We start from the raw sequence: 24,102 nt of genomic DNA on the forward strand, positions 1-24,102 counted from the left end.
CAAGTGAGCAGACATGATCGCCGGAAGTGGTTAGGCTTCGGTGCGACCCAGGCCAAGCGGCGCCGTAAGGAGCTCTCTTGACGTCATCGGAGCTGGAGACCCCGCCCCTCGACACCGCCCGCAGGCTCGCCGAGGGCGGCGACCTCGACGGCGCGGCGGCGATCCTGCGCCGGCTCGTCGCCGACCCCGACGAGCCCGACCGCGCGCAGGCCGCCGTCGGGCTCGCCGTGGTGCTGGAGGAGCGCGGCGACGTCGAGGCGGCCCGCGCGGCCGCCCGCACCGCGCTGGCCACCAACCACCCCGAGTACGCCGCCCAGGCCGCCTGCCACCTGGCGCAGGGCTTCGAACGCGAGGGGCGCACCGAGCAGGCCAGAGCCGCCTGGCAGGCCGTGCTGGGCGTCGGCGCCCCCGCCTACCTGCCGCACGCCCACCTGGCGCTGGCCCGCCTGGCCGAGACCCTGGGCGAGGCCGAGAAGGAGCTGCGCGAGGCCACGTCGTCGGGCGCGGCGGCCGGCGACGAGCAGGTGGCGGCGCTGGCCGCGCGGGAGCTCGCCGACCTGCTGCTGGAGCACGGCGAGCCGGGGGCGGCCGCCGACGTGCTCATCGAGGCCCTGGGCATCGCCCCCGAGTCCGAGGTGCCGGGGCTGCGGGTGCGGCTCGGCATCGCGCACCTGGAGCTGGCCTGCGCCGAGTTCGCCGAGGCCGTGGAGAGCGGGGCCGACGTCCCGACCAGCGCCCTGGCCATCGAGCTGCTGGCCCGTACGCTGCCGCTGCGCGGGCGGACCGAGGACGCCGACCAGGTGTGGTCGTACGGGCTGGGGCACGCCGACGAGGCGCTGGCCACCGAGGTGCGCCTGCGCTATGAGCGCGGGTCCTGACCGGGGGTCAGCTGCGGCGCATGATGGCCGAGGCGGCGGCCACGTTGATGACGACGATGGCGATCCAGGCGATGGCGAGCCCCAGCAGGCCCGCCTGGCCGGCCGCGATCGCGGTCAGCGGGACGCCGATGCCGAGCGAGCCCAGCACGATCGGGGTCATCGCCGAGCCCGGGCTCTTCTTGGGGCGGGGGCCGTACGCGGCCGGGTCGGCTCCCTGCGCGGCCAGCTCGGCCCGCACCCGGCCGGCGATCGTCGCGTCGAGGCGGTCCGCGAAGGACTCCACGAGCGCCTTCTCGTAGTCGGGGCCGAGGTCGCGGCGGGCGTCGAGCGTGGCCTGGAGGTCCTCACGGAGGGAACGTTCGTGGTACATGAGGACATCATGGTCCACGGGCGGCACGCCGTCATCAGCCCTGAGAGCCATCGCCGGCTCGTCCGAAGGTACGGTTCTGCCATGGAGATCACGACCCCGCGCGGGCCCGCGCGGGTGGACCTGGAGGAGCCGGCCGACCCGCGGCTGCTGCTCGTCCTCACCCACGGCTCGGCCGGGGGAGTGGACGCCCCCGACCTGCTGGCCGTGCGCGACGCCGCGCTCGCGGCGGGGTTCGGGGTGGCCAGGGTCACGCAGGCGTTCCGGCTGGCGGGGGCGCGGGCGCCCGGCTCGCCGGCCCGTCAGGACGAGGCGTGGGAGGCCGTGCTGACGGAGCTGCGGGCGCACCGGCCCGGCCTGCCCCTCGTGCAGGGCGGGCGGAGCAACGGGGCGCGGGTGGCCTGCCGTACGGCGGCGGCGGTGGGCGCGGCGGCGGTCGTGGCGCTGGCCTTCCCCCTGCACCCGCCGGGCCGGCCCGGCACGTCCAGGGCCGGGGAGCTGCGCGGGGCGGGGGTGGACGTGCTGGTCGTCAACGGCGACCGCGATCCGTTCGGCGTCCCCGACGCCGCGGACGCGGCGCGGCTGGTGGTGCTGCCCGGCGAGGGGCACGACCTCAAACGGGATCCCGCCCGGGTCGGCGGGATCGTGGCGGAGTGGCTGGGCCACTACGCGCTGACGCGGGAGCCCTCGTAGCCGGAGGGCTCAGACCCCCACCGGGCGGTGCGGCTCGATCGTGGCGCCGCTCGGCAGGAGCTCCCCGGTGTCCTCGAACAGGACCACGCCGTTGCAGAGCAGGCTCCACCCCTGCTCGGGATGGCAGGCGAGGGTGCGTGCCGCCTCGCGGTCGGGCGCCTCTGCATCCGGACAGGCCGGGACGTGCGGGCACATCGGCGTGCCTCCGATATCTCGTGGAATGCTCCCGTTGTGAGGGGCGGGAGCGGCTCGGGTTGTTCTCTTGGCAAGGGTGCGATGCCGTCACCGTGACGTGTGACCTTCGACACAGGGTGCCTTATGCAGGATAACGGGCCAAGCACGACACGCGCATCACGTTTGCAAACCCTTGAGAAGAGCGTCGAGTCCGCGCTCGAAGTCCGCATCGGCCCGTTCGTCCCGCCGTATCCATTCGTCGACCTCCGGGTCGGCCCAGCCGGACCGCTGGACCTCGACGGCCACGCTGCCGTACACGAACGCGCGCAGCGCCCGCACCGCGTCGGGGGCGTCGCCGAGGCCGCCGTCGGCCAGTTGCTCGGTCTGCTCGCGCAGGGCGATGAGCGTGGTGCCCTTGGGCGGCTTGGTGAGCGCCAGCGCCAGCACGCCGGGGTGCTCGCGCAGCAGCTCCCGCTCGGCCCGGCACCACGCCTTGGCCGTCTCCTGCCAGGTGGCGCGCTGCTCGACGTGGACGGTGGTCACGTGCTCGGCGAGGGCGTCCATCAGCGCCTCCTTGCCCCGGGGCAGGTGGTGGTAGATGGCCATGGCCTCGACCTGGAGGGCGTCGCCGAGGCGGCGCATGGTGAGCCGGCGCAGGCCCTGGCTGTCGGCGATGTGCAGCGCGGCCTCGATGATCCGCTCGCGGGAGAGGGGGATCGGTGGTCTCTTGGCGGGCATGAAGATCATCTTACTATGTAAAGGGCCCGGCGGCGGGGTGATTTCCGCACGTGTCGCGGGGAGGCGTACTCTTGGGGCTGGCATGACTTACCGGCTGGTGAAGGGGCAGGGTCCATGGCGTTTTTCCGTCCGCGGGTGAGCCGGGAGGCCGAGGTTCGCTACCACGCGGACCGCGAGATCTCCAGGAGCTATCCCGAGCTGCTGGAGCGGGCCAGGCAGGCCGAGAGCACGCTGCGGGAGCTGCGGGCCGCGGCGGCCGACGAGGTCGAGCTGCTGGCCGCGGGCCGGGCGTTCGACCAGGCGCTGACCGAGGCGTTGCGGGCCGCCGAGGCGGGCCAGCGGGCCACCTTCGGGGTCAAGTCCTACGACGACCGCATCGCGCGCCGCAAGGCCAAGGCGACGCCGCGCGGGCGCGAGTGGACGGCCGAGGTCGACCGGCTGCGCACCCTGCGCGAGGAGAACCGCCTGTGGGGCATCCCGCGCGTCCCGCGCCCGGTCCCCGCGACCGCCTAGCGGCTCCGCGCCGCGCGACCGTGTAGCGGTTCCGCGCCCCGCGTGTAGCGGTTCCGCGCCCCGCGTGTAGCGGTTCCGCGCCGCGCGCCTGGCAGTTTCGCGCCGTGACACGCGAAAAGCCCCGGCGCGCCTCCTGGTGAGGCGCGCCGGGGCTTTCGGCGTTCTCAGGCGGGGATCAGCTCGCCCAGTCGAGCAGCGGGCGGGTGTTGCTCGGGTGCCGCAGCTTGGACAGCGACTCCTTCTCCAGCTGGCGGATCCGCTCCCGGGTCAGGCCCAGGTGCTTGCCGATCTCGTCCAGGGTGTGGGGCTTGCCGTCCACCAGGCCGAAGCGCAGCGCCATGATCTTCGACTCGCGCGGCGAGAGGTTGTCGAGCACGCCGCGCAGCTGGTCGCCCAGCAGCTGGCGGTCGACGATCTCCGACGCCTCCGGCGAGTCGACGTCCTCGATGAGGTCGCCGATCGTGGTCTCGCCGTCCTCGCCGATCGTCGCGTTGAGCGAGATCGGCTGGCGGCTGGTGCGCAGCAGCTCCTCGATCTGGTCGGGGGTCTTGTCCAGCTCGACGGCCAGCTCCTCCGGCGTGGGCTCGCGGCCGAGGCGCTGGTGCATGTCCCGCTCCACCCGCGACAGCTTGGAGAGCATCTCCAGCACGTGGACGGGCAGCCGGATCGTACGGGCCGAGTCGGCGAAGCCGCGCTGGATGGCCTGCCGGATCCACCACATCGCGTACGTCGAGAACTTGAAGCCCTTGGTGTAGTCGAACTTCTCCACGGCCCGGATGAGGCCGAGGTTGCCCTCCTGCACCACGTCCAGCAGCGACATGCCGCGGTCGGTGTACTTCTTGGCCACCGACACGACCAGCCGGAGGTTGGCCTCCAGCATGTGGTCCTTGGCGCGGCGGCCGTCCTCGACCACCAGGTGCAGGTCGTCACGGACGTCCGGCGGCAGGTCGGGGTGGGTCTCCAGCTTGTACTCGGCGTACAGGCCGGCCTCGATCCGCCTGGCCAGCTCGACCTCCTGGGCGGCGGTCAGCAGCGTGCGGCGGCCGATGGACTTCAGATAGGTGTGCACCGAGTCGCCCATGACCGACTGGGCGTCGTCCAGGTCGGCCTGCTCGTGCTCCAGCTCGGCCTCGTCCAGCACGAGGTCGTCGGGGACGTCCTCCTCGTGCTCCGGCTTGCCGTCGACGGGGGTCACGTTCTTGCCGGCGCCGTTCTGCGCGGTGGTTTTTGCCTTGGCCGCCTTGCGGCCGGTAGCCTTTGTGCGCGAGGGCGAGGACTTCTTCGGAGCGTCTTCCTCGGCGGATGCGGACTCGACGGTCGTGGTCTTGCGGGTCTTTCTGGGGGCGGTCTTGCTGAGCGACGGCTCGTTCTCGGCGGCCAGGCTGACGCCGGCCTCGGAGAGCTCGCGCAGGATCGTGCGGCCCTCGGAAGGGCTGACGCCGGCTTCGGCGAACGCGTCACGCAGCTCCGCCAGAGAAAGGTGACCCTGGTAACGTCCTCGTTCGATCAGTTGGTCGAGAGTCGCGTGCGGGGTCGCCACGGCGGTTCTGGGCATGAGGACACCTCCTCCGTACGGAGTAAGAAGCGATCAGGCAGGTTGTGGCGGGGCGGCTTCGCTGTCCGCACGGCGCACCAGTATCAATAACGCCAATTTCCGCCATTTGTTCCCGAGGGGACGAACTACCGAAAAAGCGGCAGATTACACCGGGAACGCCGTACCGTCACTCCGTGATGTGGAAGACGCCACCCTCGGTGACCACCGGCATGGGCATGGGCTCGGCGCCCTCCATGCGGTCGTCGCTCCAGTACTCGAAGACCTCGTCGGGGTCGGGGTTGACCTCCTCGGAGACGACCACGCCGTCGTCGGCGCCGCCGGAGGACTCGGGGGCCGGCCCCTCCACCACCGCTCTCGTCTCCTCTGCCGCCTGGTCGAGCCTGCCCGCCGAGGCGGCCGCCGCGATGGAGATCCCCCCGGCGACGATGACGCCGACGACGGCCGCGGATGCCCACATCTTGCGGGTCTGGTCCATGAAGGCTCCCTCCTTCTCCCCACTATGACGCAGCGGCACTTCGTCAGGTTCCTGCCTTCAGGCTGACCAGGTCGGTCTTGCCGTTCGGCAGCAGGGGCAGGGCGGCGACGAGGCGCAGCTCGCGGGGGGCGGCGTAGGAGGGCAGCCTATCGTGGGAGTACGCCCGCAATTGCTCAAGCATGAGGGGTGTGTCGGGATCGGCGGGCACGACGACGGCGGTGACCCGTTCGCCCCATTCGGGATCGGGGACGCCGATCACGGCCACGTCGGCGATCCCCGGATGCTCGCCCAGGACGGCCGCCACCGCGCCGGCCACCACCTTCTCGCCGCCGGTGTTGATCACGTCGTCGGCCCGGCCCAGCACCCGCAGCCGCCCGCCGGACAGCTCGCCGAGGTCGGAGGTGACGAACCAGTCGCCGTCGAAGGGCTCGGGGCCGCCGAAGCGGTAGCCGGAGAACAGCACGGGGCCGGCGATCCTGATCAGCCCGTCCGCGCCGATTTTGAGATCTACGTTGTAAAGGGGCAGGCCGTCGTACACGCAGCCGCCGCTGGTCTCGCTGCTGCCGTACGAGGTCACGACCCGGGCGCCGAGGTCCCGGGCCTGCTCCAGCAGGCCGGGGCGGGGCGCGGCGCCGCCCAGCAGGATCGTGCGGAACACCGACAGATCGGCCCCCAGCTCGACCAGCCGGTGCAGCTGCGTCGGCACCAGCGAGACGTGCTGGGCCCCCGACTCCAGCACCGCGCGCGGGTCGAAGCGCGGCTGGATGATCGGCTCGGTGCCCGACAGCAGCGCGCGGACCAGCACCTGCAGCCCGGAGACGTGCGAGACCGGCAGGCAGCACAGCCAGCGCTCGCCCTTGGACGCCTCCAGGCGGCGCAGCGAGGCGGCCGCCGAGGCGCGCAGCGCGGTGGCCGACAGCATGACGCCCTTGGGCGCGCCGGTGCTGCCGCTGGTGGCGATCACGACGGCGACGTCCTCGGGGACGCCCTCGCCGCCGTCGAGCCGTACGCCGTCCGCGTGCGTGGGGCGCAGCGAGGCGATCGCGGCGGCGGAGGAGTCATCGGGCGGCAGCGGCAGGACGGCGGGGCCGCCGCCGTCGAGCGCCGCGCGGATCGCCGAGAAGAGGGCAGGCCCGGGAGGCTGCACAATGGCATGCAGCGGGCGGTCCGGATGCGACGGGTTCCTCCACATGCTCGTAAGGTTAATGGCGACAGGTCGGACAAAGGCGCAAGCGGGGGAGGGTCGTGGCGCGTTCTCCCGAGGCCCCGGTGGTCTTCAGGATCCCGATGCGGACGCGGTTCCGGGGGCAGACCGTCAGGGAAGGCGTGCTGCTGCGCGGCCCGGCCGGGTGGGGCGAGTTCTCCCCGTTCCCCGAGTACGGCCCGCGCGAGTGCGCCCGCTGGCTCGCCTGCGCCCGCGAGGCCGCCTTCGAGGGCTGGCCGGCGCCGGTGCGCGAGCGCGTCCCCGTCAACGCCACGGTCCCGGCCGTCGATCCCGAGGAGGCGCACGCGATCGTGCGGCGCTCCGGGTGCGGCACGGCCAAGGTCAAGGTCGCCGAGCGCGGCCAGAGCTTCGACGACGACGTGGCCAGGGTGGAGGCCGTGCGCGACGCGCTCGGGCCGTCGGGCCGGCTGCGGGTGGACGTCAACGGCGCGTGGAGCGTCGACGAGGCCGTCTCCCGGCTGAGGCGCCTGGACAAGTACGACCTGGAGTACGCCGAGCAGCCGTGCGCCACGCTGGAGGAGCTGGCCGCCGTCCGGCGGGCCTGCGACGTGCCGATCGCCGCCGACGAGTCGATCCGCCGCGCCGAGGACCCGCTGCGGGTGCGCGCGGCCGAGGCGGCCGACGTGGCGGTGGTCAAGGTGCAGCCGCTCGGCGGCGTGCGCGAGGCGCTGCGCGTGGTGGAGGCGTGCGGGCTGCCCGCCGTGGTCTCCAGCGCGGTGGAGACGTCCGTGGGGCTCGCGGCGGGGCTGGCGCTGGCGGCCGCGCTGCCGTCGCTGCCGTACGCGTGCGGGCTCGGCACGATGGCGCTGCTCGACGGCGACGTGGTGGACGACTCGCTGGTGCCCGTGGACGGCGAGCTGACCGTCCGCCGTCCCGAGGTGAATTTTCAGCTTTTGTCGGCTTTTGAGATTGATTCTCCCCAGTGGCTTCGCCGGATGCAGGAGGCGTCACGTTGAACCCCGCTACCGCACTGGCCACGGTGCTCGTCGACGAGCTGGTGCGCTGCGGCCTGACCGACGTGGTGCTCGCCCCCGGCTCGCGCTCGGCCCCGCTGGCGCTGGCGCTGCACGCCGAGTCGCGGGTGCGGCTGCACGTGCGCATCGACGAGCGCTCGGCGTCGTACCTGGCGCTGGGGCTGGCCAAGCGGAGCGAGCGGCCGGTGGCGCTGATCTGCTCCTCCGGCACCGCCACCGCCAACTTCCACCCGGCCGTGATCGAGGCGGCCGAGTCCGGCGTGCCGCTGCTCGTGCTCACCGCCGACCGGCCGCCCGAACTGCGCGGCACCGGCGCCAACCAGACCATCGACCAGCTCAAGATGTACGGCTCCGCGACGCGCTGGTTCGCCGAGGTCGGCGTCCCCGAGGACCGCCCCGGCCAGGTCGCCTACTGGCGCTCGCTCGCCTGCCGCGCCTACCAGCGCGCCACCGGCCCGTCCGACCCCGGCCCCGTCCACCTCAACCTGGCCTTCCGCGAGCCGCTGATCCCCGACGGCGACACCACCTGGTGCGAGCCGCTGGACGGCGGCGCGAACGGCCCCTGGGTACGCGCCCGCGTCGCGCCCCCGCCGATCGCCCTGCACATCCCGCCCACCCGGCGCGGCGTGCTCGTCGTCGGCGACGGCGCCGCCAACGTGCGCCGCTACGTCGCCGCGGCCGGCATGGCGGGCTGGCCCGTGCTGTCGGAGCCCAACGGCGGCGCCCGCTACGGCGACCACGCCGTCTCCACCTACCACCACCTGCTGAGCACGCCCGAGTTCGCCGACAACCACCGGCCCGACGTGGTCGTCACGCTCGGCCGCCCCGGGCTGTCCCGGCCGCTGCTGTCGTGGCTGCGGCGGGCCGGCGAGCACATCGTGGTCGCCCCCGATCTCGGCCGCTGGCCCGACCCGACCCGCTCGGCCACCCAGGTCGCCCAGGCCGTGGAGATCCCGGTCGCGGCCGGCGACGACAGCTGGCTGCACGCCTGGCGGCACGCCGACCGGGCCGCCAGGACGGCCGTCGACGACGTGCTCGACGCCTCGGGCCTCAGCGAGCCGCGCCTGGCCAGGGACCTCGTGGACGCGCTGCCCAACGGGGCGCTGCTGTTCTGCGGCTCCTCGATGCCGATCCGCGACCTCGACCAGGCGATGCGGCCGCGGCGCGGCATCCGGCTCATGGCCAACCGGGGCGCGTCCGGCATCGACGGGCTGGTCTCCACGGCGATGGGGGCGGCGCTGGCGCACAACGGGCCGTCGTACGCGCTGCTCGGCGACCTGACGTTCCTGCACGACCAGAACGGGCTGATCCTCGGGCCCCGCGAGCCGCGGCCCGACGTGTGCTTCGTGGTGGTCAACAACGACGGGGGCGGGATCTTCTCGCTGCTGCCGCAGGCCGCGGTGCGCGACCCGTTCGAACGGGTCTTCGGCACGCCGCACGGCGTGGACCTCGGCTATGTCGCGGCGGCCACCGGGACGCCGTACACGCTGGTGCCTGACCTGTCCGACCTGCCCAAGGCCATGCGCGGCGAGGGGCCGCGGATCGTCGAGGTGCGCACCGACCGCGAGGAGAACGTGCGCGTGCACGCCCGCCTGCGCGAGGCCACGCAGGCGGCGATCCGCGCCGCCCTGGCCGCCTGACCCGCCGTACGTGGGGGGGTCTCAGCGGTCCAGCACGGTGAGCAGCCGGTTGAGCGGGCTGTCCAGGCCCCAGCGGTCGGCCAGCGCCACCAGCGCCTCCGGGTCGCGTGGCTTGGCCGGCACGGCGAGGTCGGCGTCGGGGAGCGGCGCGTCGTGCGCGACCTTGACGACCGCGGGCGCGGCCCGCAGGTAGTCGCGGGCGGCGGCCAGCTTGGCGCGGCTGCCCGCGGGGAACCCCTCGGAGCCGCCCGCGTCGAGGGCCTCCAGCAGCGCGGGCAGCGAGCCGAAACGGGTGATGAGGGCGGCGGCCGTCTTGTCGCCGACACCCGGAACGCCGGGCAGGCCGTCACTGGGGTCGCCGCGCAGGGTGGCGAAGTCGGCGTAGGAGCGGCCGGGCACGCCGTACTTCCCGGTCACGAACGCCTCGTCCACGATCTGCAGGTTGCGGATGCCGCGCGCGGTGTAGAGCACCCGCACCGGACGGGCGTCGTCCACGAGCTGGAACAGGTCGCGGTCGCCGGTCACGATGTCCACCGCGCCCCGCCCGGCCCGGTGGGTGAGCGTGCCGATGACGTCGTCGGCCTCGTAGCCGGGCGACTCCAGGCGGGCGATGCCGACCGCGTCCAGCACCTCGTTGATGACGGCGATCTGCGGCACCAGCGTCTCCGGCACCTCCTCGGCGTCGCCCTCGGCGACCCGGTGCGCCTTGTACGTCGGGATCGCCGCCACCCGGAACGCCGGCCGCCAGTCCGCGTCCATCGTCGCCACGAGCTCGGCGGGGGAGTGGTCGCGTACGAGCGTGGCGATCATGTCGATCAGGCCGCGGACCGCGTTGACCGGCGTGCCGTCGGGAGCCTTGATCGTCTCCGGCACGCCGAAGAAGGCGCGGAAGTAGAGGGACGGGGTGTCCAGGAGCATCAGCACTACCCCAGTATGCCCACCCCCAGCAGGCACGCGTCGTCCTCGGGATTGGGGCCGCCGATGTCGGCGAGCAGCTTGTCGAGCCCGGTCTCCAGGTCGTGCTCCAGGCGGCCCGGCACCTCGCGGGCGGCGGCCATGACGAGGTCGAGGCCGACGTCGAGGTCGCGGGTGCGCCGCTCCACCAGCCCGTCGGTGAACATCAGCAGCACGTCGCCCGGCTTCAGCCGGGTCGTGGCCAGCTCGTACGGCCGTCCCTCCGCCGCCCCCAGCAGCACCCCCCGCGGCGGGTCCAGCGGCGTCGCGGTCCCGTCGCGCACCAGGACGGGCGCCAGGTGCCCGGCCTGGCTCCAGGCGAACACCCGCGTCTCCGGGTCGAGATGCCCGATGACCGCCGTGGCGGTGGTGTCCCTGATCTGGTGCAGCACCAGCTCGTTCAGCCAGTCGAGCAGCCGGTGCGCGGGCCGGCCGGTCATGGCCAGGCCGACCAGGGCGTGCCGGAGCTGGGCCATGTGCGCGATGGCGGGCAGGCCGTGCCCGGAGACGTCGCCGACGGCCAGCAGCAGCCGCCCGTCGGGGGCCGGGGACGCCTCGAACCAGTCGCCGCCGAGGCTCGCGGTCTTCTCGGCGGGGACGTACCGAACCGCCACCCGTATGTCCGGCAGGCCCGGCGAACAGGCCAGATCCGGCAGGATCGCCTCGCGCAGCGCCAGCATCACGTGGCGCTCCTCCGCGGCCCGCTCGCGCGCCTCCAGGAGCTGGCGGCGCGACTCCGACATCATGCGCTCGGCCCGCCGGCGGCCGGTGATGTCCTGGATGACGCCGTGCAGGCCGACCGCCCCGCCGTCGCCCATCAGGGGCTCCAGCACCACGCGGATGTCGCGCAGGTCGCTCCAGTTGCCGCCCCGGCGGATGCGCAGCTCGGCCTGGACCGGCTCCACGCAGCGCAGCGCGGCCCACAGCAGCCGGTCGAGCGCGGCCACGTCGGACGGCACGACGTGCTCGGCCAGCCGGGGCAGCGCGATCGGGCCCTTGTCCGGGTCGCGGCCGAAGATCGTGTACACCTGGTCGGACCAGGTCGTCTCGCCGGTGTGGAAGTGCCACTCGGCCCAGCCCAGGTTGCCGAGCCGCTGCGCGTGAGCCAGCCTGGCGGCCAGCATCTCCGCGTCGGTGTCCGGCCCTAGCAGCCCGGCCGCGCTCATGACGTCGACCATAATCTCGCTTCCAAAGCGCAGTGGATCTGGACAATTGTTCCCACACTACGTGATCGATTAGGAACGGTCTGTAGCGATCCGAAGCGCCGGGGAGAGCTTTCCGCGGATTTTAGGAGGGGCGGCCGAGAGTAGATTGGCCTGGTGACGTCCTCAGACTTGTATCCCGTGTCCCGTCTGGCCGCCGTGCAGGAGGCCACCGCCAAGGGCGGGCTCGACGCCCTGCTGCTCACGCCCGGCCCCGACCTGCGCTACGTCAGCGGCTACGACGCCAAGCCGCTCGAGCGGCTGACGTGCCTGGTGGTGCCGGCGGCCGGCGAGCCCTTCATGATGGTGCCCCGCCTGGAGCTGCCCGCCGCCGAGGCCTCGCCCGCCTCGCGGCTCGGGCTGGAGTTCGTGGCCTGGGACGAGACCGACGACCCCTACGCGCTCGCCGCGGCCCGCCTCGGCGACGTGGCGAAGGTGGGGCTGGCCGACCGCATGTGGGCCATGTCGTCGTTGCGCTTCCGCGACGTGCTGCCCGGCGCCGAGCAGGTGCTGGCCGGCAGCGTGCTGCGGGAGCTGCGGATGCGCAAGTCCCCGGCCGAGGTGGCGGCGTTGCGCGAGGCGGGGGAGGCGATCGACGCCGTCCACCGCCAGGTGCCCGAGCTGCTGCGCGCCGGGCGCACCGAGCGCGAGGTGGCCCGCGACATCGCCGAGGCCATCCTGGCCTCCGGGCACGCCACCGTCGACTTCGTGATCGTCGCCTCCGGGCCCAACGGCGCGAGCCCCCACCACGACGTGTCCGACCGGGTCATCCGGCCGGGCGAGCCGGTCGTGGTCGACATCGGCGGCCAGCTCCACAACGGCTACTGCTCCGACTCCACCCGCACCTACAGCGTCGGCGAGCCGCCGGCCGACTTCGCCGCCTACTACGAGGTGCTGCGCCAGGCGCAGGAGGCCGCGTGCGACGCCGTACGGCCCGGCGTGTCGTGCGAGTCGGTCGACGCGGCCGCGCGCGACCTCATCGCCGCCGCCGGCTACGGCGAGCACTTCGTCCACCGCACCGGGCACGGCATCGGCATCGAGACGCACGAGGAGCCGTACATCGTGGCGGGCAACGGCGAACCGCTGGAGCCCGGGCACGCCTTCTCCGTCGAGCCCGGCATCTACCTGGCGGGGCGGCACGGCGCGCGCATCGAGGACATCGTGGTGTGCACGGAGAGCGGTGGGGAGCGGCTCAACAACACGTCGCGCGAGCTGGTGATCGTCTGAGCGGCGGCGGTGCCGTCGCCGGCGTCCGTCGTCGCCGGACCGCCGCCTCCGACGGTGGTCATCCGGATGATCGGGGTTTCGGCTCGGCCAACCCCCTGAGCCCGCATGGCCCGTGGTCCTCGGCCGGGGTCCGGTCGCGCCGGCCTTCGGCGGCAGGCGGGCCCGCCCGGCCCGTCGGGCCCGTCCGCCCGCCCGGCTCGACGGCCCCGGCGGACCCGACCGGCTCAAGACGGCGCTCCCGGCGTAGATGTTCACCGAGATAGCCTGCGCCAGCGCTCCCGGTGACGCCGGGCGGCCGAACGAGGACCTGGCCGTCGCCGGGCCGTCGTGGGTCGTCGTCATCGACGGGGCGACGGCGCCGGCCGGGGTCGACAGCGGGTGCGCGCACGACGTCGCGTGGCTGGTGGCGCGGCTCGGCGGGGCGCTCGCGGCCCGGCTGTCCGCCGACGCGCCCGCCCCGGTGCCGACGCCGCTGCCCGAACTGCTGGCGGCCGCCATCGCCGACACCGCCGGGGCACACGGGAGCGGCTGCGACCTGGGCGACCCCGACTCGCCGTCGGCGACCGTCGCCCTGGTCCGGGCCGCGGCCGGCCGCCTGGACTACCTCGTGCTGGGGGACTCCCCGGTGCTGCTCGGCCTGGCGGGCGGCGGGGTGCGGGTGGTGGCCGACGACCGGCTGGAGCGGCTGCCGGGCGGGCGGCCGTACTCGCTGGAGCTGGTACGGCGGCTGCGCAACGCGCCCGGCGGGTTCTGGGTGGCCGCCGCCCGGCCCGAGGCCGCCGCCGAGGCCGTACACGGCAGCGTCGACCTGCGCGCGGTGCGTGCGGCCGGATTGTGCACCGACGGCGTCACCCGGCTCGTCGACTGGTACGGCTGGAGCTGGGACGACCTGGCCGCGGAGCTGGAGACCCGGGGCCCGCGGGCGGCCGTCGAGGCGGTGCGGGCACTGGAGACCGCCCGCGGGCCGATGCGCGGCAAGCTCCACGACGACGCCACCGCCGTGTGGGCCCGGCTCCCGGGGGCATGACCGCATTTCTGCGAGGCCGGTACGGGCGATCGCCGGGAGCGGACGGCCGCAGGGGAGGGGCTCGGGGTGCGGGGGCGGGCGGAGCGGGTCAGGCTCGGTGGGTTCGAGTACCACCTCGGCAAGATCTGCACCAAGCTCGGCATCGGGTCCCCTGCGGCCCTCGCCGCCAAGGTCATCGAGGCCGGTCGGGGGGAGGGCGGACTCACGGACGCGCGGTAGGCGGCAGGGGTCCATGACCGTCTGCGGGCGCTGGTCCTGCCGGAATACGTCCACCTTGCGACGGGTTGATGCTCATCGGGCCGGATTTCGCCCTCCTGGTCGCGGCGGCCGACCTGACCGAATCCGCGGTGTGCGGCTCCCGGAGCAGGAAGCTGTTGCGAGCAATCAGGACCCTACGTCCTTGTCGCGGCGAAGGACCGCCGGAGGCCGGTCGAGCGCGTACCGCACGGTGGTCTCGTCCCCGGCGGCAGCGGACGCCTCGCGCCGGCGGCCGCGCGAGAGCGGCCGCACCCACGTCCACCTGCGATGGCGGCCCTCCTCCGCAGGTCCGGGCTCGGCGGCTTTTCGGACTGTGAGGGCCGGCGTAAAGGGTCTGTCGGATCACCTGACAACGTTCCTTGACTGGGCGAGTGGTAAGGCGGCGTATAAGAGGGCTCAGCGCTACAAACCGTGACATTTGGTTTCTTGTAAAAACTTGCGGCTTGAGTGGAAAATGTGGCGTTGCTAGGGTGTCTCGATGCCAGGCATGTGGATCGGCCTTCTCAACACACCTTGACAGGTACCACTGACCACGGCACCTCAAGGTCGGGGCCGCGCATGCGCGGGAGATGTACGGGCGGTGCTGGATGGAATTCGGTCGCTCTGACCATTGGCGACTGCCGACGGCGATCAAGATCTTGATCGCCGGAGGATTCGGCGCGGGCAAGACCACCATGGTGGGCGCCGTGTCCGAGACCCGGCCACTGCGGACGGAGGAGACGCTCACACAGGTCGGCACGCACGTCGACGACCTGTCCGGCGTCGAGCGCAAGCTCACCACCACCGTCGCCATGGACTTCGGCCGCATCACGATCGCCAACGACTACATGCTCTACCTGTTCGGCACCCCCGGGCAGGAGCGCTTCTTCTTCGTCTGGGACGAGCTCGCCATGGGCGCGCTCGGCGCCGTCGTGCTCGCCGACACCCGGCGGCTCGACGACTGCTTCCCGTCCGTCGACTACTTCGAAAAGCGCGACCAGCCGTTCATCGTGGCGCTCAACTGCTTCGAGGGCACGCAGCACTTCACCGTCGGCGAGGTGCGCGACGCCATCGGCCTGGAGCCCGACGTGCCCATCGTGCGCTTCGACGCCCGCCGCCGCGACTCCAGCAGGGAGGTCCTCATCACGCTCGTCGAGCACGCGATGCGCCGGGGAGCGTCCCCTGTCGGGACCATGTCGTGACCATGACCGGCTACCTTTGATCCGATGGAGGAGATCGACCGCCGGATCGTCACGCTGCTGGCCCGCGACGGCCGCATGAGCTTCACCGACCTGGCCAGGGAGACCGGGCTCTCGGTCTCGGCGGTGCACCAGCGGGTGCGCCGCCTGGAGAAGCGCGGCGTGGTGCGCGGCTACGCCGCGATCGTCGACCACGACGCGATCGGGCTGCCGCTGACCGCGTTCGTGTCGATCAAGCCGATCGACCCCGCCGCTCCCGACGACGCCCCCGAACGCCTGGCTCACCTGACGGCCATCGAGGCCTGCCACAGCGTCGCGGGCGACGAGAGCTACATCCTCAAGGTGCGGGTGGCCTCGCCGGTGGCGCTGGAGGACCTGCTGCAGCAGATCCGGGCCGCCGCCCACGTCTCGACGCGTACGACGGTGGTGCTGAGCACCCCGTACGAGCACCGCACCCCCGAGGTCGCCCCCGAAGCGTCGCCCGACACCCCCTGACCCCCGGCGCCAGGCGTGAGGGCCCCCGGCGTCTCCGAAGTCATCATGACGACTTAGCATGTCGTCATGATGACTTCAGCGGACCGCGTCGCCCGCGTCCGGCTCTCGTCCGTCTACCTGCCCCTCGACACCCCCGTGAGCGACGCCAAGGTCCTCACCGGCCGCCAGCGCCCGATGACCGAGATCGCGTTCCTGTTCGCCGAGATCACCAGCGAGCAGGGGTACGAGGGCATCGGCTTCGCCTACTCCAAGCGCGCCGGCGGCCCCGGCCAGTACGCCCACGCCAAGGAGATCGCGAACGACCTCGTCGGCGAGGACCCCAACGACATCGCCCGCCTCTGGGACAAGCTGTGCTGGGCGGGCGCGTCCGTGGGCCGAAGCGGCCTGGCGGTGCAGGCCATCGCCGCCCTCGACATCGCCCTGTGGGACATGAAGGCCAGGCGCGCCGCCCTGCCGCTGGCCAAGCTGCTCGGCGCGCACCGCGACTCCGTGCGCTGCTACAACACCTCGGGCGGCTTCCTGCACACCCCTCTTGAGCAGGTGCTGGAGAACGCCACCGCGGCCCTGGAGCGCGGCATCGGCGGCGTCAAGATCAAGGTCGGGCAGCCCGACACCCGCGCCGACCTCGCCCGCGTACGGGCGGTGCGCGAGCACCTCGGCGACCACGTCCCGCTCATGGTGGACGCCAACCAGCAGTGGGACCGCCCTGCCGCCGCCCGCATGGGCCGGGCGCTGGAAGAGTACGGCCTGGTCTGGATCGAGGAGCCCCTGGACGCCTACGACCACGACGGGCACGCCGCCCTGGCCGCCGCGCTCGACACCCCGATCGCCACCGGCGAGATGCTCACCAGCGTCGCCGAGCACGCCGAGCTGATCCGGGCCCGCGGCGCGGACATCCTGCAGCCGGACGCGCCCCGCATCGGCGGCATCACCCCGTTCCTGCGCCTGGCCGCCCTGGCCGGGCACGAACGCCTCCAGCTCGCCCCCCACTTCGCCATGGAGATCCACCTCCACCTGGCGGCCGCGTACCCGCTGGAGCCGTGGGTGGAGCACTTCGAGTGGCTGGAGCCGCTGTTCGAGGAGCGGCTGGAGATCCGCGACGGGCGCATGCTCGTCCCCGAGCGGCCCGGCATCGGCGTCACGCTGAGCGAGCGGGCCGCCGCGTGGACCGCCGAACGCTTCGAGACGCCGTGACCAGCCGTACCCAGCAGCTCGTCGACACCCTGACGGCGCGCATCAGGGAGGGCGTGATCCGGCCGGGGGAGCGGCTGCCGACCGAGAACGAGCTGATCAGTGCCCACGGGGTGAGCAGGACCGTCGTCCGCGAGGCCGTCGCCAGGCTCAAGGCCGCCGGGCTGGTCGAGACCCAGCACGGGCGCGGCAGCTTCGTGCTGGCCCTGCCGAGCGCGACCGGCTTCGACCCGGCCCCGGCACGGACCCGGCAGGAGGTGCTCGACCTGCTGGACTTCCGGATGGGGATCGAGACGGAGTCGGCCGCGCTCGCCGCCGCCCGGCGTACGGGGGCGGCGCTGACGGGGCTGCGCGAGGCCCTGGACGCCTTCGCGGCGGCGGCGGGCAACCCCGGGGCGGCGGTCCACGCCGACCACCTGTTCCACCTGCGGATCGCCCTCGCCACCGGCAACCGGTACTACGCCGACCTGCTCGGCTCGCTCGGGCCCGCCATGATCGTCGTGCCCCGTGACCGGCTCGACCCCGGCCCGGCCGCCTTCGCCAGGATCGTCGCCGAGCACGACGACATCCACGCCGCCATCGAGCGGGGGGACGCCGAGGCCGCGCGGGCGGCCGTCCGCGTCCACCTGGCCAACAGCCGCGCCCGCCTCCTCCGCGACCCCCCGTGAGTCCCGCGGGTCCTCAGGACACCGCCTGGGCGGCGCCGGGGGGATCAGGGAGGGGCGAGTGCCGGTAGTGGCCCCTGAGGCGAGCACCGGCCGCCTCAGGGGCGCCCAGCCGGTCCAGGCCGAGCAGCGCCGCGCCCAGCACCGGAGGCTCCTTCGCCACCACCGGGACCGCGAGCGGCATCCGCAGCGCGAACTCGCCCTCCAGCAGGGACGTCAGCAGCGGGTCCCGCGCCGTCAGCAGGCCGCCGCCCAGCACCACCTCGGCCGGCGTGCCCAGCAGGCCGAGCCGGCGCAGGCACACCTCCGCCATCAGCGCCACCTCCTCGGCCTGCCGCCGCACCAGCGCCGTGGCCACCCCGTCCCCGGCCGCCGCCGCGGCGAACACGCCGGGCGCCAGCTCGTGCAGCCGCCCGTCGTCCAGCCGGCCGGTGTGCAGCGCGAGGACCACCTCCGTCACCGTCCCCGTCCCGAAGTGCGCGGTGACCAGCCCGGCGAGGAGGGTCGGGACGCCGCGGCCGTCCTCGGCGCGCACGGCGTGCCACAGGACCTCCTCGCCGAGATCGAGCCCGCCGCCCCAGTCCCCGCTGATCCGGCCGAGCGCGGGGAACCTGGCCACCGCGCCCCCGGGGGAGACGCCGACGGCGTTGATGCCCGCCCCGCACACCACCGCCACGCCCCACGGCGCGGACGCCCCCGCCCGCAGCAGCGCGAACGTGTCGTTGCGCACCACCACGTCCCCGCCGAGGCCCCGCGCGGCGAACTCCCGCGCCAGCGCCTCCTCCTCCTCGGGCAGGTCCGCCCCGGCCAGGCACGCCGACACCTGGTCGAACCGCCCGCCACCGGGAAGGGCGGCGACGGCCGACGTGACGACGTCCACGGCGGCGGCGACGCCGTCCCGCTGCGGCGCGAACGCCCCCGCCCGCGCCTCGGCCAGCACCCGGCCGTCCTCCGACACCACGGCGACGTCCGTCTTGCTGTTGCCGCCGTCCACGGCCAGGACGAGCCGCTTCACGCGCCCACCGGCCCGCGTGCCCACGGCAGGTGCGCGCGGCCCGCCTCCAGCAGCAGCGCCGTCAGCTCCTCCGCGAGCTCGTCCTGCCCGACCAGCGGGTGGGCGAGCAGCGCGTCCCGCACCCGGTCCGCGCCGCCGTGCACGGCCGCCTCCAGGGCCAGCGTCTCGTACGCCGACACGTGCCCGATCAGCCCCGCATACAGGGGCTCGACGGGCGGCACCGGCAGCGGCCGCGCGCCCGACGCCCCGACGAGCGCGGGCACCTCGACGACCGCCTCATCCGGCAGGAACGGCAGCGTGCCGCCGTTGCGCACGTTCACCACCTGCACGTCCCGCCGGTCGCCGAGCAGGGACGCGATGAGCGCCACCGCCGCCTCCGAGTAGAACGCCCCGCCCCGCCCGGCCAGCAGCTCCGGCTTGGTCACCACGGCCGGGTCGGCGTACAGCTCCAGCAGCCGCTCCTCCAGCGCCGCCACCTCCGAGGCCCGCGACGGCCCGGCCCGCTGCTCGCGCACCACCTCGTCGTGGGCGTAGAAGTAACGCAGGTAGTACGACGGCACCGCGCCGAGCCTGGCCAGCAGCCCAGGCCGCAGCCCCACCATGGCGGCGAGCTCCGCGCCGTGCCGCTCCAGCAGCGCGGGCAGCACGTCCTCCCCGTCCAGGAACACCGCGCGCTCCCACGACAGGTGGTTGAGCCCCACGTGCCCGAGCGACACCCGCGCGGGATCGGCACCCAGCCACGCGGCGAAACGGCGCTGGAACCCGATCGCCACGTTGCACAGCCCGATCGCCCGGTGCCCCGCGTCCAGCAGCGCCCGGGTGACGATGCCGACCGGGTTCGTGAAGTCCACGATCCAGGCGTCCGGGGCGTGCTTGCGTACGGTCTCGGCGATCGACAGCACCACCGGGACCGTGCGCAGCGCCTTGGCCAGCCCGCCCGCGCCCGTCGTCTCCTGCCCGACGCAGCCGCACCGCCCCGGCACCGTCTCGTCCAGCTCGCGGGCCGCCTGCCCGCCCACCCTGAGCTGGAACAGCACCACCGCGGCCCCCGCCACGCCCTCGGCGGCCGAGGACGTGGCCAGCACCCGCGCCGGATGCCCGGCGTGCGCGAGCATCCGCCGCGCCATCCCCGCCACCAGCTCCAGCCGGCGCGGGTCCGGATCGATCAGCGCGAGCTCCGACACCGGCAGCTCCTCGCGCAGCTGGGCGAACCCGTCCACCAGCTCCGGTGTGTACGTCGAGCCGCCCCCGACCACGGCGACCTTCACCCTTTCACCCCCGTCAAGGTCACGCCCTCGATGAACACCCGCTGGGCCAGGAAGAACAGCACGATCACCGGCGCGGTCACCAGCAGCGTGGCCGCCATGGTGAGGTTCCACTGCACGCTGTGGAACGCCTTGAAGGTCGCAAGACCCAGCGACAGCGTCAGATGATCCTGCTGCACGCCGGCGTACAGCAGCGGACCGTAGTAGTCGTTCCAGCAGTAGAAGAACTGGAACAGCGCGACCGCCGCCACCGCGGGCCGCGCCATCGGCAGCACCACCCGCACCAGCGTGCGCAGGTCCGAGCAGCCGTCCACCTTCGCCGCGTCGGTGTAGTCGCGCGGGATCGTGACCAGGAACTGGCGCAGCAGGAAGATGGAGAACGCGTCGCCGAGCAGCATCGGCAGGATCAGCGGCCACAGGCTGTCGGTCAGCCCCAGCCGCGCCCACACCAGGTAGATCGGCACCGCGACGACCTGCGGCGGCAGCATCATCGCCGCGACCACCACGAGGAACGCCGCCCGCCGCCCCCGGAAGCGGAACCGGGCCAGCGCGTAGGCCACCGGCACCGACGACACCACGGTGAACAGCGTGCCGAGCGCCGCGTACAGCAGCGTGTTGCCCGCCCACCGCAGCAGCAGCGACCGCTCGAAGACCTCGGCGAAGTTCGCCCAGTTCCAGCTCCGCGGCCACAGGTCGCTGGTCAGCGCCTGCTCGTCGGTCATCAGCGCGGTCAGCGCCATGAACGCCACCGGCGCGAGGAACATCAGCGCCAGCGCGACCGCGAAGGCGTGCGTGGCGACCCACAGCAGCACCCGCCGCCTCCGGGCGCTCACGACGCCTCCTCCGCCCGGCGGAACTGCCGCAGCAGCACCAGCGTGAAGATCATCGAGACGGCGAACAGCAGCAGCGCCAGCACGCAGGCGTACCCCATCGCATAGTCGCGGAAGCCCACCTGGAACAGCCACTGCGGCAGCGTGAGCAGCGACTCCTCCGGATAGCCGGGCGAGAACGAGCTGCCGGGCGAGTCGGTCGAGCCCGAGGCGACCCGGGAGGCGATCATCGCCTGAGAGAAGTACTGCAGGGCGTAGATGACGTTCGTGACCAGGGCGAACATCAGCACCGGCGCGATCGTCGGCAGCGTCACGCTGCGGAACTGCCGCCAGGCTCCGGCGCCGTCGATGGCCGCGGCCTCGTACAGATGCCTGGGCACGTCCAGCAGCGCCGCCAGGAAGATCACCATGAGCTGGCCGCAGCCCCACAGCGACAGCAGCGTCAGGCTCGGCTTGGACCAGTCGGGGTCGCCGAACCAGTCAGGACCCCGCACCCCCACCAGCGACAGCAGGTGGTCGACCGGGCCGGTGCCGGGGTTCAGCAGGAAGACGAACGTGATCGTGCCCGCCGTCATCGGCACCAGCGACGGCAGGTAGAACACCGTGCGCAGCAGCCCCGCCCCGGCCTTGAGCCGGACCACGAGCTGGGCGAGCGCCAGCGAGAACAGCACCGTCGCCGGGACCATCACGGCCACCAGCCACAGCGTGTTGCGCGCCGAGACGCCCACCCGGGGATCGCGCAGCAGATAACGGTAGTTGTCGAGCCCGGCGAACTCGAGGGTGTACATGTCGTAGCGGTGGAAGGAGAAGTACACCGTGGACAGCAGCGGGTAGACGAAGAAGACCGACACCCCGGCGATCCACGGCGACAGCCACAGGAGGGCACGCGCGCCCTCGCCGCGCCACCAACGGGGCCACCACCGGGGACGCGGCGGCGCGGCGGGGATGGAGGTCACGATCAGCCTCCGGACAGCTTCAGCTTGTCGTTGATCTGCCGGTCCACGTCCTTCAGCCCGGCCTCCAGGTCCTTCACCGAGCCCCGCTCCCACTTGGCGACGAACGCGGCGAACGCCTCCTGGTTGAAGACGCTGTTCACGCTGGCCGGCAGCGTCGAGGTCCTGGGATGCGCGAAGACGTCGAGGAACGTCTGGAAGTTGGCGTCCTTGACCAGGTCGGGCGAGTCCATCGCGGCCTTGGTCGTGGGGACGTTGCGCAGCGCGTTCGACAGCGTCACCAGCGAGCCGGTGTCGGTCGTCAGGTACTTCACCAGCTCCCACGCCTGCTGCGGATGTTTCGCGCCCTTCGGCACGCCGATCACGGTCCCGGCGGTGAAGCCGCTGCCGTAGAGCTCGGGCCGGTCGTCGGCGACCGGCAGGGGAGCGGTGCCGTAGTCCAGGTCCTTCGCGTCGAGGGCGATCATCGCGTTGCGCCACTCGCCGTCCAGGACCATCGCGACCTTGCCCTTGTGGAACGGGTGCTCGGCGCTCCACTCGTCGCCCAGGCCCTTCCTGAACTTCTCCAGCTTGTCGTGGCCGTACCAGTCGACCAGCTCCTTCTGCCAGGTCAGCAGCTCGCGCCAGGCCGGGTCGGAGCCGATCGCCGAGGTGCCGTCGGCGTTGTACCACTTCGCGCCCACCATCGGGCCGAGGTGGCTCGGGCTGTTCTCGTAGTACTGGACGCTCGGGATGAACCCGGCGACCTTGATCGTGCCGTCGGCGTCGCGGACGGTCAGCTTCTTGGCCAGGTCCGCCAGCTCGCTCAGCGTCCGCGGCGGCTCGTGGCCCTTCATCAGCGCCTTGTTGTAGTAGAGGCCGTAGGCGTCGGCCAGCAGCGGCAGCGTGCACTGGCGGCCCTCGAACGCGGTGTAGGAGCGGGCCACGGCCGGCAGCACCGACAGGTCGATCCCGTCCTGCGCGATCACCGGCGTCAGGTCCTGGAACGCTCCCGACCTGCACCACTGGGCGACGTTGTCCGTCGTGAACGAGGCGGCCACGTCGGGGGCGTTGCCGCCGCGGATCGCCTGGGTGATCTGGTCGTCCTGGACGCCCTTGGTGGCCTTGACGGTGATCTGCGGATACTTCTGGTTGAACCTCGCGATGGCCTCCTCGAACGCCTTCACCTCGGCGTCGGTGGAGAAGCCGTGCCAGAGCTCGACGGTGGCCGCGGGCAGGGCCTGCGAGGCCGATCCCGAGGGCCGGGGAGCGCCGAGCGAGGGCCCGGCCTCCTTGCCTGCGGTGCAGGCGGTCAGCGCGGCCGAGCACAGCAGTGCCGCGGCGGCCGCCAGAGGGACGAAGCGCACGGGGGGTGCCTCCTGCGGTGGGGGTGACGGGGGGTCACGAGGGGACGGTGGAGCCGAACACCTCCTCACGCACGGTGTCGAGGGCCAGGTCGAGCGCGCCGGCGAGCACCGGGTTGCCCTCGACGCTCGACAGCCGCACGCGGGGCCGGGGGATGGTCAGGGCGTGCAGCTCGTGCTCGACGAGCTCACGCAGCGTCTCGCCGCCCGACAGCACGACGCCGCCGGTCAGCACGATGAGCCCGGGATCGACGACCGAGGTGACGGCGGCCAGGCCGACCGCCAGCCGGGCGGCGATGTCGCGCAGCCCGGCCCGCGCGTCGTCGGCCCGCTGCCCGGCGCCGTCCGCGAGACGTACGGCGTTCGCGACGGCCTGGCGGAAGTCGGCGCCGCGCACGCCGTACGAGCGCAGCAGCTTCAGCACCGCGGGCCCGCCGGTGAGCGCCTGGTAGCCGTGGTTGGCGTAGCGGCCGGCCTCGCGCGCGGTCGGCGCGCCCGGCGTCGGCATGTAGCCCACCTCGCCCGCGCCGCCGGTCGCGCCCCGGTGCATGCGGCCGCCGAGCACGATCGCCGAGCCGATGCCCTCGTCGGCCCACAGCAGCACGAAGTCCCGGCTGTCGCGGGCCGCGCCGTGCGCCTGCTCGGCGAGCGCGACGAGGTTGACGTTGTTCTCGACGTCCACCGGCACGCCGAGGCCGGCCGACAGGGTGGGCACCAGGTCGGGGATCTGCCAGCCTGGCACGTCCTTGGCCGCGGCGTACCCCAGCCGGCCCGTCGCCGGGTCGATCGCGGCCTGCACGCCGATGACGACGCGGCGCAGCTTGTCCGGCGGGTTCGCGCCCGCCAGCGCCGCGCCCAGCCGCTCCACCAGCTCTCCGGCCGGGCGGCGGCGGGTCGTGGGCAGCGTGTGCTCGCCGACGACGGTCCCGGTGATGTCGGCGATCCGCGCCTCGATGCGGTCGGGGGTGACGTCGAGCGCTCCCGCGTACGCCGCCGCCGGGTTGATCCGGTAGACCTCGGCCGTCCGCCCCGGCAGGCCCTCCCGCACGCCGTCCAGCACCACCAGCCCGGCCTCCTGGAGCCGGGCGAGGAGCTGCGAGGCCGTGGGCTTGGACAGGCCGGTCAGCGCGCCGATCTCGGGACGGGTGAGCGGTCCCCGGTCGAGGAGTGCCCGCAGGGCCGCGCGGTCGTTGATGGCGCGTAGCAGACTGGGGGTCCCCGGAACCGGACCGTCCACGGCGTCTCCTTCCTCGTGAGTTAGGAAACT

General features: G+C 73.5%; 26 protein-coding genes. 12 read left to right on the forward strand and 14 right to left on the reverse strand.

All coding sequences use genetic code 11. The features are described from left to right. Positions 1-77: 77 nt before the first annotated feature. Positions 78-878 carry a tetratricopeptide repeat protein gene (locus ABD292_RS07250; RefSeq protein WP_344206213.1) on the forward strand — a complete coding sequence of 267 codons (801 nt, stop codon included), beginning with the start codon at positions 78-80 and terminating at the stop codon, positions 876-878. 7 nt (positions 879-885) lie between these two features. Here the strand turns inward: ABD292_RS07250 and ABD292_RS07255 are convergent, their stop codons facing one another. After that, positions 886-1,248, reverse strand: coding sequence for a hypothetical protein (locus ABD292_RS07255; protein ID WP_344206215.1), 363 nt, complete (start codon positions 1,246-1,248; stop codon positions 886-888). 81 nt (positions 1,249-1,329) lie between these two features. Here ABD292_RS07255 and ABD292_RS07260 point away from each other — a divergent pair, with 81 nt between their 5' ends. Beyond that, entirely contained in the window at positions 1,330-1,938 is a 609-nt protein-coding gene (locus ABD292_RS07260) for an alpha/beta hydrolase family protein (protein WP_329578436.1), read from the forward strand. Between the two features lie 9 nt (positions 1,939-1,947). On the opposite strand, the gene ABD292_RS07265 is transcribed toward ABD292_RS07260, so the two are convergent. Then, positions 1,948-2,133 (reverse strand): DUF5999 family protein, encoded by a 186-nt coding sequence (locus ABD292_RS07265; protein ID WP_020539824.1) that lies wholly within the window; start codon positions 2,131-2,133, stop codon positions 1,948-1,950. A gap of 156 nt (positions 2,134-2,289) precedes the next feature. Next, positions 2,290-2,850: a TetR/AcrR family transcriptional regulator C-terminal domain-containing protein gene (locus ABD292_RS07270; protein ID WP_344206217.1), complete on the reverse strand. Its 561-nt coding sequence runs from the start codon at positions 2,848-2,850 to the stop codon at positions 2,290-2,292. Between the two features lie 114 nt (positions 2,851-2,964). Between ABD292_RS07270 and ABD292_RS07275 the strand changes: the two genes are divergently transcribed. Continuing rightward, complete coding sequence (locus tag ABD292_RS07275) at positions 2,965-3,363, forward strand: hypothetical protein (RefSeq protein WP_329578423.1); 399 nt, start codon at positions 2,965-2,967, stop codon at positions 3,361-3,363. 175 nt (positions 3,364-3,538) lie between these two features. Here the strand turns inward: ABD292_RS07275 and ABD292_RS07280 are convergent, their stop codons facing one another. The 3 genes from ABD292_RS07280 to ABD292_RS07290 all read right to left on the reverse strand — a co-directional run bounded on the left by ABD292_RS07280 (position 3,539) and on the right by ABD292_RS07290 (position 6,585). After that, positions 3,539-4,918: an RNA polymerase sigma factor gene (locus ABD292_RS07280; protein ID WP_344206218.1), complete on the reverse strand. Its 1,380-nt coding sequence runs from the start codon at positions 4,916-4,918 to the stop codon at positions 3,539-3,541. Positions 4,919-5,084: 166 nt separating this feature from the next. After that, on the reverse strand, positions 5,085-5,393 hold the full coding sequence (locus ABD292_RS07285; RefSeq protein ID WP_344206219.1) for a hypothetical protein: 309 nt from the start codon (positions 5,391-5,393) through the stop codon (positions 5,085-5,087). A gap of 43 nt (positions 5,394-5,436) precedes the next feature. Continuing rightward, positions 5,437-6,585 carry an AMP-binding protein gene (locus tag ABD292_RS07290; protein WP_344206220.1) on the reverse strand — a complete coding sequence of 383 codons (1,149 nt, stop codon included), beginning with the start codon at positions 6,583-6,585 and terminating at the stop codon, positions 5,437-5,439. A gap of 95 nt (positions 6,586-6,680) precedes the next feature. On the opposite strand from ABD292_RS07290, the gene ABD292_RS07295 reads away from it, so the two are divergent. Both ABD292_RS07295 and menD read left to right on the forward strand, forming a co-directional pair. After that, positions 6,681-7,574: an o-succinylbenzoate synthase gene (locus ABD292_RS07295; RefSeq protein WP_423447333.1), complete on the forward strand. Its 894-nt coding sequence runs from the start codon at positions 6,681-6,683 to the stop codon at positions 7,572-7,574. Further along, positions 7,571-9,232, forward strand: a complete 1,662-nt coding sequence (gene menD, locus ABD292_RS07300; protein ID WP_344206224.1) for a 2-succinyl-5-enolpyruvyl-6-hydroxy-3-cyclohexene-1-carboxylic-acid synthase — start codon at positions 7,571-7,573, stop codon at positions 9,230-9,232. Before ABD292_RS07295 ends, menD begins: the two co-directional genes overlap by 4 nt. A 21-nt stretch (positions 9,233-9,253) precedes the next feature. Here the strand turns inward: menD and ABD292_RS07305 are convergent, their stop codons facing one another. Beyond that, positions 9,254-10,150: a 5'-3' exonuclease gene (locus ABD292_RS07305; protein WP_344206443.1), complete on the reverse strand. Its 897-nt coding sequence runs from the start codon at positions 10,148-10,150 to the stop codon at positions 9,254-9,256. Between the two features lie 5 nt (positions 10,151-10,155). Beyond that, complete coding sequence (locus ABD292_RS07310) at positions 10,156-11,352, reverse strand: PP2C family protein-serine/threonine phosphatase (protein ID WP_344206226.1); 1,197 nt, start codon at positions 11,350-11,352, stop codon at positions 10,156-10,158. A 168-nt stretch (positions 11,353-11,520) separates the two neighbouring features. Here ABD292_RS07310 and ABD292_RS07315 point away from each other — a divergent pair, with 168 nt between their 5' ends. From ABD292_RS07315 to ABD292_RS07345, 7 genes are all read left to right on the forward strand, one after another. Continuing rightward, positions 11,521-12,615, forward strand: coding sequence for a M24 family metallopeptidase (locus ABD292_RS07315; protein WP_344206444.1), 1,095 nt, complete (start codon positions 11,521-11,523; stop codon positions 12,613-12,615). Positions 12,616-12,862: 247 nt separating this feature from the next. After that, positions 12,863-13,642, forward strand: coding sequence for a protein phosphatase 2C domain-containing protein (locus ABD292_RS07320; protein WP_344206227.1), 780 nt, complete (start codon positions 12,863-12,865; stop codon positions 13,640-13,642). Positions 13,643-13,708: 66 nt separating this feature from the next. Beyond that, positions 13,709-13,861, forward strand: a complete 153-nt coding sequence (locus ABD292_RS07325; RefSeq protein WP_344206228.1) for a hypothetical protein — start codon at positions 13,709-13,711, stop codon at positions 13,859-13,861. Between the two features lie 626 nt (positions 13,862-14,487). Further along, positions 14,488-15,081, forward strand: coding sequence for a GTP-binding protein (locus tag ABD292_RS07330; protein ID WP_344206229.1), 594 nt, complete (start codon positions 14,488-14,490; stop codon positions 15,079-15,081). A 24-nt stretch (positions 15,082-15,105) separates the two neighbouring features. Continuing rightward, positions 15,106-15,573, forward strand: a complete 468-nt coding sequence (locus ABD292_RS07335) for an Lrp/AsnC family transcriptional regulator (protein WP_344206230.1) — start codon at positions 15,106-15,108, stop codon at positions 15,571-15,573. Positions 15,574-15,639: 66 nt separating this feature from the next. Further along, positions 15,640-16,767 carry an L-talarate/galactarate dehydratase gene (locus tag ABD292_RS07340; RefSeq protein ID WP_344206231.1) on the forward strand — a complete coding sequence of 376 codons (1,128 nt, stop codon included), beginning with the start codon at positions 15,640-15,642 and terminating at the stop codon, positions 16,765-16,767. Beyond that, positions 16,764-17,432, forward strand: coding sequence for a FadR/GntR family transcriptional regulator (locus tag ABD292_RS07345; RefSeq protein ID WP_344206232.1), 669 nt, complete (start codon positions 16,764-16,766; stop codon positions 17,430-17,432). The genes ABD292_RS07340 and ABD292_RS07345 overlap by 4 nt, the downstream gene beginning before the upstream one ends. A 13-nt stretch (positions 17,433-17,445) precedes the next feature. Here the strand turns inward: ABD292_RS07345 and ABD292_RS07350 are convergent, their stop codons facing one another. Genes ABD292_RS07350 through ABD292_RS07375 form a run of 6 tightly spaced genes read right to left on the reverse strand, consistent with a single transcriptional unit; the run spans position 17,446 to position 24,072 of the window. Beyond that, on the reverse strand, positions 17,446-18,444 hold the full coding sequence (locus tag ABD292_RS07350; RefSeq protein ID WP_344206233.1) for an N-acetylglucosamine kinase: 999 nt from the start codon (positions 18,442-18,444) through the stop codon (positions 17,446-17,448). Further along, entirely contained in the window at positions 18,441-19,712 is a 1,272-nt protein-coding gene (locus tag ABD292_RS07355) for a family 4 glycosyl hydrolase (RefSeq protein ID WP_344206234.1), read from the reverse strand. The genes ABD292_RS07350 and ABD292_RS07355 overlap by 4 nt, the downstream gene beginning before the upstream one ends. Next, positions 19,709-20,542 carry a carbohydrate ABC transporter permease gene (locus ABD292_RS07360; RefSeq protein WP_344206236.1) on the reverse strand — a complete coding sequence of 278 codons (834 nt, stop codon included), beginning with the start codon at positions 20,540-20,542 and terminating at the stop codon, positions 19,709-19,711. Before ABD292_RS07360 ends, ABD292_RS07355 begins: the two co-directional genes overlap by 4 nt. Then, a complete protein-coding gene (locus ABD292_RS07365) occupies positions 20,539-21,495 on the reverse strand; it encodes a carbohydrate ABC transporter permease (RefSeq protein ID WP_344206237.1) in 957 nt (318 codons plus the stop codon). The genes ABD292_RS07360 and ABD292_RS07365 overlap by 4 nt, the downstream gene beginning before the upstream one ends. 2 nt (positions 21,496-21,497) lie before the next feature. Then, positions 21,498-22,838: an ABC transporter substrate-binding protein gene (locus ABD292_RS07370; RefSeq protein WP_344206239.1), complete on the reverse strand. Its 1,341-nt coding sequence runs from the start codon at positions 22,836-22,838 to the stop codon at positions 21,498-21,500. 34 nt (positions 22,839-22,872) lie between these two features. Beyond that, positions 22,873-24,072 (reverse strand): ROK family transcriptional regulator, encoded by a 1,200-nt coding sequence (locus ABD292_RS07375; protein WP_344206241.1) that lies wholly within the window; start codon positions 24,070-24,072, stop codon positions 22,873-22,875. Positions 24,073-24,102 lie beyond the last annotated feature (30 nt).

Origin of the sequence: Nonomuraea bangladeshensis, from assembly GCF_039529455.1 — a bacterium.
GTDB lineage: Bacteria > Actinomycetota > Actinomycetes > Streptosporangiales > Streptosporangiaceae > Nonomuraea > Nonomuraea bangladeshensis.

Bases quoted from the DNA above. Each gene is read 5' to 3' on its own strand.
- ABD292_RS07255 (WP_344206215.1), bottom strand. From the start codon at position 1,248: ATGTACCACGAACGTTCCCTCCGTGAGGACCTCCAGGCCACGCTCGAC.
- ABD292_RS07260 (WP_329578436.1), top strand. From the start codon at position 1,330: ATGGAGATCACGACCCCGCGCGGGCCCGCGCGGGTGGACCTGGAGGAG.
- ABD292_RS07265 (WP_020539824.1), bottom strand. From the start codon at position 2,133: ATGTGCCCGCACGTCCCGGCCTGTCCGGATGCAGAGGCGCCCGACCGC.
- ABD292_RS07270 (WP_344206217.1), bottom strand. From the start codon at position 2,850: ATGCCCGCCAAGAGACCACCGATCCCCCTCTCCCGCGAGCGGATCATC.
- ABD292_RS07275 (WP_329578423.1), top strand. From the start codon at position 2,965: ATGGCGTTTTTCCGTCCGCGGGTGAGCCGGGAGGCCGAGGTTCGCTAC.
- ABD292_RS07280 (WP_344206218.1), bottom strand. From the start codon at position 4,918: ATGCCCAGAACCGCCGTGGCGACCCCGCACGCGACTCTCGACCAACTG.
- ABD292_RS07285 (WP_344206219.1), bottom strand. From the start codon at position 5,393: ATGGACCAGACCCGCAAGATGTGGGCATCCGCGGCCGTCGTCGGCGTC.
- ABD292_RS07290 (WP_344206220.1), bottom strand. From the start codon at position 6,585: ATGTGGAGGAACCCGTCGCATCCGGACCGCCCGCTGCATGCCATTGTG.
- ABD292_RS07295 (WP_423447333.1), top strand. From the start codon at position 6,681: ATGCGGACGCGGTTCCGGGGGCAGACCGTCAGGGAAGGCGTGCTGCTG.
- ABD292_RS07305 (WP_344206443.1), bottom strand. From the start codon at position 10,150: ATGCTCCTGGACACCCCGTCCCTCTACTTCCGCGCCTTCTTCGGCGTG.
- ABD292_RS07310 (WP_344206226.1), bottom strand. From the start codon at position 11,352: ATGAGCGCGGCCGGGCTGCTAGGGCCGGACACCGACGCGGAGATGCTG.
- ABD292_RS07320 (WP_344206227.1), top strand. From the start codon at position 12,863: ATGTTCACCGAGATAGCCTGCGCCAGCGCTCCCGGTGACGCCGGGCGG.
- ABD292_RS07330 (WP_344206229.1), top strand. From the start codon at position 14,488: ATGGAATTCGGTCGCTCTGACCATTGGCGACTGCCGACGGCGATCAAG.
- ABD292_RS07335 (WP_344206230.1), top strand. From the start codon at position 15,106: ATGGAGGAGATCGACCGCCGGATCGTCACGCTGCTGGCCCGCGACGGC.
- ABD292_RS07340 (WP_344206231.1), top strand. From the start codon at position 15,640: ATGATGACTTCAGCGGACCGCGTCGCCCGCGTCCGGCTCTCGTCCGTC.